This is a genomic window from Nonomuraea sp. B5E05 (genome assembly GCF_039880665.1).
Classification (GTDB): Bacteria; Actinomycetota; Actinomycetes; order Streptosporangiales; family Streptosporangiaceae; genus Nonomuraea.
Genome location: NZ_JBDPMJ010000010.1, coordinates 179,112 through 190,557, shown reverse-complemented (window position 1 = coordinate 190,557; position 11,446 = coordinate 179,112). Strand labels below are relative to the sequence as shown.

At 74.8% G+C, this 11,446-nt stretch carries 6 protein-coding genes; 3 read left to right on the top strand and 3 right to left on the bottom strand.

Going from position 1 to position 11,446, the window contains the following annotated elements; genetic code table 11:
• Window position 1: 1 nt before the first annotated feature.
• The 3 genes from ABGB01_RS20540 to ABGB01_RS20530 all read right to left on the bottom strand — a co-directional run bounded on the left by ABGB01_RS20540 (window position 2) and on the right by ABGB01_RS20530 (window position 4,196).
• Window positions 2–820: a Na(+)/H(+) antiporter subunit C gene (locus ABGB01_RS20540; protein ID WP_347775151.1), complete on the bottom strand. Its 819-nt coding sequence runs from the start codon at window positions 818–820 to the stop codon at window positions 2–4.
• On the bottom strand, window positions 817–3,579 hold the full coding sequence (locus tag ABGB01_RS20535; RefSeq protein ID WP_347775150.1) for a Na+/H+ antiporter subunit A: 2,763 nt from the start codon (window positions 3,577–3,579) through the stop codon (window positions 817–819). Before ABGB01_RS20535 ends, ABGB01_RS20540 begins: the two co-directional genes overlap by 4 nt.
• Before the next feature lie 197 nt (window positions 3,580–3,776).
• Complete coding sequence (locus ABGB01_RS20530; RefSeq protein ID WP_347619121.1) at window positions 3,777–4,196, bottom strand: SRPBCC family protein; 420 nt, start codon at window positions 4,194–4,196, stop codon at window positions 3,777–3,779.
• Between the two features lie 157 nt (window positions 4,197–4,353).
• On the opposite strand from ABGB01_RS20530, the gene ABGB01_RS20525 reads away from it, so the two are divergent.
• From ABGB01_RS20525 to ABGB01_RS20515, 3 genes are read left to right on the top strand one after another with little or no spacing between them, the layout of a single operon-like run.
• Window positions 4,354–6,057 (top strand): TIGR02677 family protein, encoded by a 1,704-nt coding sequence (locus ABGB01_RS20525; RefSeq protein WP_347775149.1) that lies wholly within the window; start codon window positions 4,354–4,356, stop codon window positions 6,055–6,057.
• Complete coding sequence (locus tag ABGB01_RS20520; protein WP_347775148.1) at window positions 6,054–7,268, top strand: TIGR02678 family protein; 1,215 nt, start codon at window positions 6,054–6,056, stop codon at window positions 7,266–7,268. Before ABGB01_RS20525 ends, ABGB01_RS20520 begins: the two co-directional genes overlap by 4 nt.
• Window positions 7,265–11,350: a TIGR02680 family protein gene (locus tag ABGB01_RS20515; protein WP_347775147.1), complete on the top strand. Its 4,086-nt coding sequence runs from the start codon at window positions 7,265–7,267 to the stop codon at window positions 11,348–11,350. Before ABGB01_RS20520 ends, ABGB01_RS20515 begins: the two co-directional genes overlap by 4 nt.
• The last annotated feature ends 96 nt before the right edge of the window (window positions 11,351–11,446 follow it).

Below are 11,446 nucleotides of genomic sequence, written 5' to 3'. Positions count from 1 at the left end.
ATCAGTCGTCCCCCTCCAGGTCGGGGTCCTGCGCGAGGGCCTGGCGCTCGCGCTCGTCCCTGATGGCCGCCCGCATCTGCCTGCGCGCCTCCCGCTGCCGCGCCCGCAACCTCTTGCGCAGTTCCTTCACCTCGGCCGCCTGGGCCGCCCGCCGGCGGACGTGCTCGTCGCGCAACTCCTCGATGCGCGCGAGGTTGTCCTCCGCCCGCGCCTCCTCCCGCAGCCCGACGTCCTCGAAGCGCCGGTGCAGCTCCTCCTCCGACAGTCCCTGCTCCCGTCCCCGGCGCATCCACTCCTCGAGCTCCTCGTACACCCGGGCCAGGCGCTGCTCCAGGTCGGCCTCCTGCAGCCGCTCCCGCTCGGCCTGCTCGGCCTGCAGGTTCGCCAGCTCGGCCCGCTGCCGCACGAGTAGCCGGCGGTAGTCGTCCACCCTGCGCCGGACCGCGTCGCCAAGCTCGCCGCGCCGCGAGCGCAGCCGTACGCTCCGGTCCTCGGTGTCGTCCTGCACCTCGTCGGAACCGGTCAGCTGCCACGTCCTGTGCACCATGGCCAGCAGGAACGCCGTCACGCCCATGGTGATCACGATGGCGGTGAGCACCATTGCCTGCGGCAGCGGATCGGCCATCCTGGCGGGCGGCGTGACGCCCAGGATGGGCGGGCCGCCGGCGCTGCTCCCCGCCGTGACGATCAGCAGGTTCACGCCGTTGCCGAGGACGATGACGCCGGCGAGCGCGCGTACCAGGCTCCGCTCCAGCAGCAGCGTCACGCCCGTCGTGATCATCACGAGGCAGGCCAGGAACGGCGCCAGGGAGACGGTCACGAGCCCTCCCCGGCGTCGATCTGCCGGTCCAGCTCGGCGCCCAGGCCGCGCAGCACGTCCTGCACCATGCCGATCACCGACAGGTACACGCCGAGGTCGAACAGCAGCCCGGTGGACAGGTGCACGTGCCCGGCGAGCGGCACGCTCACGTCCGTGGCCAGCATGTCCAGCGCCGCCGAGCCGAACAGCAGCCCGATCAGCGCCGTGCCCGCCGACAGCGTCAGCCCGACGCCCATCAGCACGCCCGCGTGCACCGGCACCGCCACGGCCAGCTCGTTCCGCCCGCCGGCCAGGTAGCGCACGGCGATCGCCAGCCCGGCCACGATGCCGCCGGCGAACCCGCCGCCGACCCCGCTGTGCCCGACGAACAGCAGGAACACCGAGAGCAGCAGCACCGTGTGGAACGTCAGCCTGGCCACCACGTCGAACGCCAGCACCCGCCGCCCGCGCGGAAGCGTGGAGGCCAGCCAGTGCGGCTCCGCCGGCGGATGCTCCGCCTCCACCGGCTCGATCCGGTACGACCTGCGCCGCAAGAACACCAGGCTCGTCAGACCCAGGGTCAGCACGACGAGCACCGTGCTCTCGCCCAGGGTGTCCCAGGCGCGGACGTCGACGATCAGCGCGGTGACGATGTTGCGCGCGCCCGCCTCCTCGGCCGCCATCGCCATGTGCGCGCCGACCGGCACGACGTCGCGCGCGCTGCCCGCCAGCATGCCCGCGCCGGTGAGGACCACCCCCACGGCCAGCCCGAGCCCGATCCTGACCGGGAACGGCAGCCGCCCCCTGCCCGAGTCGATCGGCAGCCGCCGCAGCACCAGGGCGAAGACCACCAGGAGCAGCGTCTCGGCCAGGAACTGGGTGAGCGCCAGGTCGGGCGAGCCGTGCACGAGGAACAGCAGCGCGGTCCCGTACCCCAGCATGCCGACGACGACGGCCAGGAAGATGGAGGCGCGGGCGAGCAGCGCCAGCACGGCCGTCGCCGCGACCAGCACGGTGATGACGGGCTGCTCCGGCCGCTGCCAGGCGACGACCGGCACGTCCAGGCGCGGCGCACCTCCGTAGGCGACGGAGAACACGCCGACGCCGACCGTGGCCAGCATGGTGAGCATCAGGTAGTCGGGCACCGAGCCGCGCTGCACGAAGCCGGTCAGCTGGATGGCGAAGCGGTCGAGCCCGCGCAGGATGATCCAGAAGACCTGGCTGGAGTCCAGCACGGGCAGCGCCGCCCTCACCCTGGCCACCGGCTCCCTGGCCGCGAACAGCAGCACGCCGGCCGCCAGGGCCGCTGCCGACAACAACAGCGGCAGGCCGAACCCGCTCCACACCACGAGATGGGTCTCGTGGCCGGGATCGCGGAAGGCCCCCGTGTAGGCCGACATGGCGCTCGCGTACCAGGAGGCCGCCGGCGCCAGCGCCGGCCCCAGCACCGACAGCAGCGCGGTGGGGACGAACATGGCCGCGGGCACGCGGTGCACCGGCCGCGCCGCCACTCCCGGCTTGACGGCGAACGCCCCCCACAGGAAGCGCAGCGTGTACGCCGCCGTCAGCGCCGACCCTGCCACCACGCCCGCCAGCGCGAACGGCGCGTCCAGCAGCGACTCCAGCGCCGCCTCCTTGGCGGCGAACCCCGCCAGCGGCGGCAGACCCGCCATCGACGCCCCCGCGAGCACCGCCGCCGCGCACACCCAGGGCATCGCCCGGCCCACTCCGCTGAGCTCGCCCGTCTCGCGGCTGCCCGCCGCGTGGTCGACGATGCCCACCACGAGGAACAGGGCCGCCTTGAACAGCGCGTGCGCCACCAGCATGGCGACCCCGGCCAGCGCGGTCGCCCGCGTTCCCGCGCCGAAGAGCGCCACGAGGAAGCCCAGCTGGCTGACCGTGCCGTAGGCCAGCAGCCGCTTGAGATCCGTCTCGCGCAGCGCCCGCCAGCCGGCGAGCACCATCGTGACCAGACCGAGCGGCACGGCCACCGCCCGCCACAGCGCCACGTCGCCGAACGCCGGGCCGAGCCTGGCCACCAGGTACACGCCCGCCTTCACCATGGCCGCCGCGTGCAGGTACGCCGACACGGGCGTGGGCGCGGCCATCGCGGCGGGCAGCCACGTGCTGAACGGGAAGATCGCCGACTTGGCCAGCGCCCCCGTCAGCACCAGCACCAGCGCGAGCGGCCCGACCGCCGGAGGGTCGGCCGCGATCGCCGACACCCGGTACGTGCCCGCCGCCTGACCGATCAGCACGAAACCCGCCAGCATGCACAGCCCGCCGAACGTGGTGATGGTCAGCGCCTTCATCGCCGCCTGCCTGCTCGCCCGGCTCAGCGGGTCGTAGCCGATCAGCAGGTACGAGAAGACGGTGGTCAGCTCCCAGAACACGTACAGCAGGAGCAGGTTGTCGGCCGTCACCAGCCCCAGCATCGACCCGGCGAAGGCCACCATCACGCCGCCGTAGCGGCCGAGCCCGTCGTCGTCCGCCGGCAGGTACGCGGCGCTGTAGCCCAGCACCAGCACGCCGACGCCCGTCACCAGCGCCATCATCACCACGGCCAGCGGGTCGGCGCGGAAGTCCAGCTCCAGCTGCAGCACCGGTGCCCATGTGGTGGCCTCCCGCGCGGGCAGCCCACGCACCGCCACCCAGAGCGTGTAGACGAAGGCGGCGGCCGGCGGCACGGCCAGCACGGCGAAGGAGGCGCGTCCCATGCGGGCGGCCAGCCAGGGAGCGCAGATCGCCGCCACCGCGTGGAGGACCAGCAGCAGCTCCATGGGCTCCTCGGGCGGGAAATTCCGGGTACGTCCGCCCAATCTCTCCCGCCGTGCCCCCGCCGCCGCGCAGGCACGGCCGGGGTTGACCCGAACCTCACCACTCCCACACCCGGGGGTGGGGCGGACCCGTCAACGCCCTGGCGCCTCCGGGCACCGGCACGCCATCCGCCTGCCGGCGGCAGGAGCCGTCAGCGCGTTCAGCCGGCGTCGTCGACGCGCCGGCGCACCTCGTCGGCCAGCTGGCCGAGTGACCGGTCGAGCAGCTCGCGCACCTCGTCGGCGTGGGCCCCCGAGCCGGGCTCGTCGAGCAGCGAGATGTGCACGGTCACCTCGCTCGTGCCGCTCGCCGCGTCGGAGACCTGCAGCCAGCCGGCGTAGCCGGGATGGTCGCGCCCGCCCCACTCCACGCGCAGCTGCTCGTCCGAGGCCCGGAACAACCCTTCGTGCGGGCCTGGGCCGGGCACCAGCTCGCCGCCCGCCTCCACGGTGCCGGGGCCGCTGCCGGTCACCGTCAGGCCCTGCGGCAGCCACCTGTCCATGATCTCCACGTCGGACGCGACGCCGTACACGATCATGCTGTCGGCCGGCATGCCGCGCGTCGCCTCGAACTCCGCCATCGCACCCCCCGGCGCACCCCCCGGCACACCCCCCGGTCAATGCTCCCGCCGTACCCGTGTGATGTGCGGGCAAACAGCCGCCGGTCCGCCGGGTCCTGCCGCTACCTTTGCTGTCGGCGCGAGTCGTGCGGGTGTGTCGCGGGAGGGGAGCGGGGCGATGGCGGAGTTGCCACGGGTGCCGCCGGAGGTGTTCCGGTTCACCACCACCGAGCGGGCCGACCTGAACACCGCCGTCCTCTGCGCCTTCGGCGAGGCCGCCGAGCGGCTCGAGACGGCGCTGACCTCGGAAGAGGTGCGCGAGCGGCTGCGATCGGCCGGATGGTACGCCCCGGTCGCCGACCACGACCTGTCCGGCACGCTCAAGCAGCTGGCCGGCTGGGGGCTGCTCGACGTGATCTTCAACCACGCCGGCGGCTTCGCGACCGCCGAGGAGTACGAGCGCAGGAACCTGCACTATGCGCTGACCAAGCGCGGGGAGGCGGCGCTCGCCGGGCTGCGGCACGCGACGGCGACGCTGGCCTCGGCAGGCGCGTTGCAGACCGCGGTGCTCGACGCCATCGCCGAGCGGCTGGGGGAGCTGGAGGTCCTGCTGCGCGACCCCGATCCGCGGCACAACCGGCGCATCTTCACCTGCCTGCGGGAGCTGGAGGGGCATCTCGACGCGCTGCGCACCGACACCAGGCAGTTCAACGGCGAGCTGCAGCGGCTGCTGCGCCTCGAAGGCGCCGATCTCGCCACGTTCCACGAGGTCAAGTCCGCCATGGTGACCTATCTGCAGGAGTTCGCCACCAACCTGGAGCAGCACGGCGAGGCCATCGCCGCCGCCCTGGAGAGGGTCGAGGAGCACGGCGTCGGCGTGCTGCACGCACGGGCGCTCGACGGCGCCGACCTGCCGAAGGCGCCCGGCACCGACCACGCCACCCCGTGGCTGGCGGCGCGGGCGGCCAGGTGGGAGGGGCTGCGGTCATGGTTCGCCCACCACGACGGCGCCGGCGACAGCGCTGCCGACAGGGCCGGCGACAGGGCCGGCGACAGGGCCGGTAACAGGGGCGACCGCAGGGCCGGGGAGCGGGTCGTGCCGCGGGTGCGGCAGCTGCAGGACGTGGCCAGACAGGCGATCGTGGCGCTGTTGCAGGTGCTCGACCGGATCACCGACTCCCGCCGCCGCTCCTCCAGCGCCGCCGCCGACTTCCGTACGCTGGCCCGCTGGTTCGCCACCGCGCCCGCCGAGCACGACGCGCACCGGCTGTGGGACGCGGCGTTCGGGCTCGGCTCCGCCCGGCACGCCCACCTCGGGCACCCCGACGCCGAGCTGATCCCCTCCGGGGTCCCCTGGTCGGAGGCCGAGCCCGTGGAGGTGTCGGCGCTGCTGCGCTCGCGCGGGCGCACCGAGCGGATGGGCCGCACGGGCAGGGTCCGCGACGTGGCCGAGCTGCGGGCCGGGCGCCGGTCGCGGGCCGAGAAGGAGCGCGCCGAGCTGGAGGCCGCATGGGCGGCGCTGGCCACCGCAGGGGCGATGCGGCTGTCGCGGCTGGGGGAGCTGGACCACGAGGCGTTCGGGCGGCTGCTCGACCTGCTCGGCCGGGCCCTCGCCGAACGCCCCGACGCGACCGGCCTCCGGCGGGCCGTCACCTCCGACGGGCGCGTCGAGATCGTGCTCAGGACGCCCGGCGACGGGGCCGTCGCGGTGCTGCGCACCTCCGAAGGGTGGTTCCGCGGTCCCGACTACCTCATCGACGTACGCGCGCTCGGCGACTCCCGCGCCGCCGTGCCCGCCGCCGTGCCCGCCGCCGTGCCCGCCGCCGTGTCGGTCGCCGGGCCGGCTGCCGGGCCGGCCGGCGAGCACCGGGTGGGCGCATGAGCAGCCTCGCCAACCAGCTCGTCAGGGCCGAGAAGGAGGAGATCGCGCGGGCGATCAGGACCCTGCTCGGCCGGCCGCTCGTGTCCCGGCAGAGCGACCCCGCCGCCTTCGACCTGATCAGGAAACGCCGCCAGCCGCTCATCCAGTGGTTCGACTACTTCTGCGGCTGGCGGCTGGTCGTGGAGCCGCGCCAGGGCTACGCCCGCCTGGTCAAGGTCAGGACCGAGCCGAGCGCCACCCGGCCCGCCCGCCGCCGCCGCGCCACCAGGGCGCCCTTCGACCGCCGCCGCTACACCCTGTTCTGCCTGTGCGCGGCCGAGCTGCTCACCTCGCCGGTCACCACGATCGGCATGCTCGCCCAGCGGGTCGTGCAGGCGGCCGCCGTCGAGCCGGACGTGCCCGTGTTCGACCCGGTCAAGGCGGCCGAGCGGGCCGCCCTCGTCGACGCGCTCAAGCTGCTCGAACACCTTGGCGCGATCACCGTCATGGACGGCGCGACCGACTCCTACCTGGACGACGAGGACGCCAAGGTGCTCTACCGGGTCGACACCACCCGCGTGATCAGGCTGCTCGCCACGCCCGTTCCGCCGTCGAGGATCGCTGCCGGGGATACGGGCTCCGCCACGCTCGCCGAGCTCACCGCGGCGCTCGGCGCCGAGGCCCGCTACGGCGCCGACGAGCCGACCGAGACCCAGCGCACCCTCAGGGCCCGCCACTCGCTCATCCGCCGGCTGCTCGACGAGCCCGTCGTCTACCGCGCCGACCTGACCTCCGCCGAGTCCGGCTACGCCGCCTCGCTCACCGGCCGCCGGATCCTGCGCCGCGCCGCCGAGGAGGCCGGCTTCGTGCTCGAGGAGCGCGCCGAGGGGTTCCTGCTCATCGACCCCGACGGCACCGCCACCGACACCCGGTTCCCCGACGACGGCAGCCACGCCAAGGTGGCCGCCCTGCTGCTGCTCGACCTGCTCGTCTCGGCCGGGCCCATCACCGCCCGGCGGCTCCACGCCGAGGCGGGCGGGCTGCTGCGCCGTTTCCCGCAGTGGGCGAAGGCGTACCAGTCCGACGGTGGCGGGGCGCGGCTGGCCGCCGACGCGCTGGAGGTGCTCACGATGTTCGGGCTGGCCCGCCGCACGGGTGACCGGGTCGCCGCCCTGCCCGCCGCGGCCCGCTACCGGGTCGACCGCGGCACGGCCCTCCAGGAGGATGCATGACAGTCACCGAGCTCGCGCCCTCGCGCACCGCGCAGGCCGGGGAGGACCGCTGGGTTCCCGTACGCGCGGGGATCCTGAACGTGTGGCGCTACTACGACGAGGTGTTCGAGTTCCACCGGGGGCGGCTGCTGCTGCGCGGGCCCAACGGCAGCGGCAAGTCCAAGGTCCTGGAGCTGCTGCTGCCGTACCTGCTCGACGCCAGCCTCAAGCCGAGCAGGCTGTCGACGTTCGGCGGCACCGAACGGACCATGCACTGGAACCTCATGGGCGACGGCGCCGCCGGCGCCACCCGGGTCGGCTACGTGTGGATCGAGTTCCGGCACTCCGGCGGACGCTGGTTCACCTGCGGCGCCCGGCTCCAGGCCACCGTCCACACCAAGAACGTCACCGCCGCCTACTTCACGACCGAGTCCCGCGTCGGCACCCCCGACGGCATCCGGCTCAGCGGCGAGAGCGGCCAGCCGCTGACCAAGGCCCAGCTCGCCGAGGAGCTCGGCACGTCGGGCACGGTGCACGAATCCGCCGACGCCTACCGGGCCGTCGTGCGCCAGACCCTCTACCGAGGGCTCAACGAGCAGCGCTACGACTCGTTGCTCACCGCCCTGCGCCAGCTCCGCACCCCCAAGCTGTCCGAACGCCTCGACCCCGGGCTGCTGTCGGAGCTGCTGTCCAGCGCGCTGCCGCCGCTCGGCGAGGGCGAGATCCACGAGATCGCGGAGGGCTTCGAGCGGCTCGACCGGCAGCGCGAGGAGCTGCGGCTGCTCGACCGCGACGTGGAGGAGGCCGACCGGCTGGCCGCCCGCCAGCGCGGGTACGCCCAGCGCGTCCTGCGGGCCGCCGCCGCGGCTGTGACGTCCGCCGGTCAGACGCTGGACTCGCTGGCCGCCGACGTCCGGGCCAGGCGGGAGGCGCTCAAGGGGGCCGAGGACGAGCTGGCCGCCGCCACCGTACGGCTGGCGGAGGAGGAGTCGCAGGAGCTGGCGCTGGCCGCCCAGATCGAAGGGCTCAAGGAGAGCGAGGCGTACCAGGCCGGTGGCGAGCTGCACCGGCTGCGTACGGAGGCGCAGGCCGCGCACGAGACGGCGGCCCGGCTGCGCGACCAGGCCGGAGCGGCGGCCCGCGCCTCCTCCGCCAAGGAGGAGGCGGCCGCCCTGGCCCAGGACGGCGCCCGCACGGCCGCCGCGCTGGCCGGCCGTGCCAGGGGCGAGGCCCGCAGGGCGGCCGAACGCGCCGGCTTGCTCGGCGTCCACGAGGAGAGCGCACGCGCCGCCGCCCACGACGCCCGCGCGAAGCTCGGGGACGGGCCCGACGGCGAGGCGGCCGGCGCTCCGCCGGGCGGGCCGGACGGCGAGGAGGACGTGCGCAGGGCGCGGGAGCTGCTGCGTGCCGCCGTGTCCAGCAGGGCCGCCCAGATCAGGGAGGTCAGGGCGGGGGCCGCGGAACACCACGAGGCGATCGACCGCCGCGCCACCGCCGAGCAGGACCGCGACGGCGCCGGGGACGACCTCGCCGCCGCCGGGGCCGCCCTCGACCAGGCCGAGCGCCTGCGCGACGAGCGGGCCCGCGACCTGGCCACGGCCCTGGCCGAATGGGCCGGCGGCTGCACCCAGCTCAAGCTCGACCCCGGCGAGGTGGCCGACCTCGCCGACCGGTTCGAGCAGGCGGACGAGCTGGTCGGCGCCGCCCGCACCGCCGCGGCCGTCCGCTACGCCGCCCGCGAGCAGCACCTGACGGGGCTGCGCGACCGGCTGGTCGCCGAGCGCGCCGATCTGACCAAGGAGCGCGAACGCCTCAACGACCAGACCGTCCTGGCGCCGCCCGCCCCGCCCACCCGTACCGCGAGCCGGCAGGGCCGCCCTGGCGCGCCGCTGTGGCGGGCCGTGGCGTTCAGGTCGGGGCTCGACCCGGTCGCCCAGGCGGGCGTGGAGGCCGCGCTCGAAGCGGCCGGCCTGCTCGACCTGTGGCTGCTGCCCGACGGCGGGTTCGACGCGGGCGAGCACGACGCCTTCGCCGTGGCCTCGCTGGCCAAGCCCGCGCCCGGCTACAGCCTCGCCCACGTGCTGTTCACGGAGGCGGACTCGCCGGTGCCCGCCGACACCGTGCTGTCCGGCATCGCGTTCGCGCCCAGCGCGATCGGCGTCGACCATCCGGCGGTCATCGGCGCCGACGGCACCTGGCGGCTCGGCCTCGCTGCGGGCCGCTGGGTCAAGCCCGAGCCCTCCTACATCGGCGCCACCGCCCGAGAGCGGGCCAGGCGCCGCCGCATCGCCGAGCTGGACGACCGGCTCGGCGAGCTCGCGGGCACGATCGCCGAGTGCGACCACCTGCTCGCCGTCGTCGAGGGCGACCGCGACACGCTCGCCGCCGAGTTGCGGCGCAGGCCCGACAGGACACCGTACGCCGAGGCGGTCCAGCAGCTCGACGGCGCGGTACGAGGCGTCGCGTTGCTCGAAGACCGGCTCCACGCCTGCGAGCAGCGCCTGCACGAGCGCGAGCGGGACGTCGCCACGTCGCTGCGGCGGCTCACCGAGCTGGCCGCGGGCCACGCGCTGCCCACGGGCGCGCCCGCGCTCGACAACCTGGAAGAGGCCCTGCGCGCCGCGGAGATGACCGGCACCGTCTGGCACGACCGGCGCGCCGCCGCCCGCACCGCCAGGGAACGCGCGGGGCACGCGCGCGAGACCGCCCGCGAATACCAGGCCCTGGCCGTGGCGGCCGTCGAACGCGCCGAGCAGGCCGCGTCCGCCGCCGTCGTCCTGGCGGAGAAGCTGACCGCCGTCGAGTCCGCCGTCGGCGCCGAGCACCACCAGATGCTCGAACAACTCCAGGAGACCCAGGCCGCCTACCAGGCCTGCCGCCGGCTCATCAAGTCGGTCAACGAGAGCCTGGCCCGGCTCAACGCCAGGCTCGGCCGGCTCCGAGGAGAGCTCGGCACGGCGGAGGAGAAGCACGCCGAGACGGGACGGACGCGCGACGAGGTGTGCGAACGGTTCCGGAGGCTCGCGGCCGGGCACCTGCCGGCGGACGCGCGGGTGACGGCCGAGCCGCCCGCGGGCGCCGGGGCCAGGGCGGTGCTGGAGTCGGCCAGGGCCGTCGCCGAGCAGCTGGCGGCCGTTCCGTACGAGCAGAAGAACGTCAGGGAGGCGGAGGCGCGGCTGCAGGACGCCTTCCACCACGCCAGGGAGGTCCTCGCCGGCCGGGCCGACCTGGAGCTGGCGCCCGACGACGACGTGCAGATGCTGACCGCCACCGTGAGCGGCGTGCGGGCGGGGGCCGCGGCTCTCAGCGCGGCCCTGCGCAAGGAGCGCGACGAGCGGCGCTCCGACATCACCGAGGCGGAGCGCGACCTCTTCGACCAGACGCTGGCCGGCGACACGCGCCGGCACATGGCCGACCGCATCAGGCAGGCGAGTGCGCTGGTCGAGGGCATGAACCAGCGCCTCGAACGTGTCCGCACCGCCTCGCGGGTGGCCGTGCGGCTGGTGTGGCAGGTCGATCCCGCGCAGTCGCCCGGCACCCGCGGCGCCCGCGACCTGCTGCTGCGCGATCCCGCCGGGCTGAGTGAGGCCGACAAGGAGGCCCTCTACGTCTTCTTCAGGGACCGCGTGGAGGAGGCGCGGGCCGACAACTCGTCGGCGAGCTGGGAGGACCAGCTCATGAAGGTTCTCGACTACACCTCCTGGCACCGTTTCGTGGTCAGGCTCGAGCGGGGCGACGGGCAGGGCTGGCAGGATCTGACCAGGAAGCTGCACGGGGCGCTGTCCGGCGGGGAGAAGGCCATCGCCCTGCACCTGCCGCTGTTCGCCGCCGTGGCCGCGCACTACCAGACCGATCCGGGGTGCCCGCGCTTCATCCTGCTCGACGAGGTGTTCGTGGGGGTCGACAGGACCAACCGGGGACAGGTGTTCGACCTGCTGGTCGACCTGGGGCTGGACCTGGTGCTCACGTCCGACCACGAGTGGTGCGAATATCGGGAACTGGACGGGATCGCGATCCACCAGCTCATCACGGGAGACGGCGACGACGCGGTGACCACGGCCCGGTTCGTCTGGAACGGCTACCGTACGCTGCCCGCCGAATGACCGTCACCGCACGAGCGGGATCCGGGCTGGACACGGAATGGCAACAATGTGTGCCGTCACGGATTCCCATCCGTGCAGAAAGAGCTTACCGTAGTG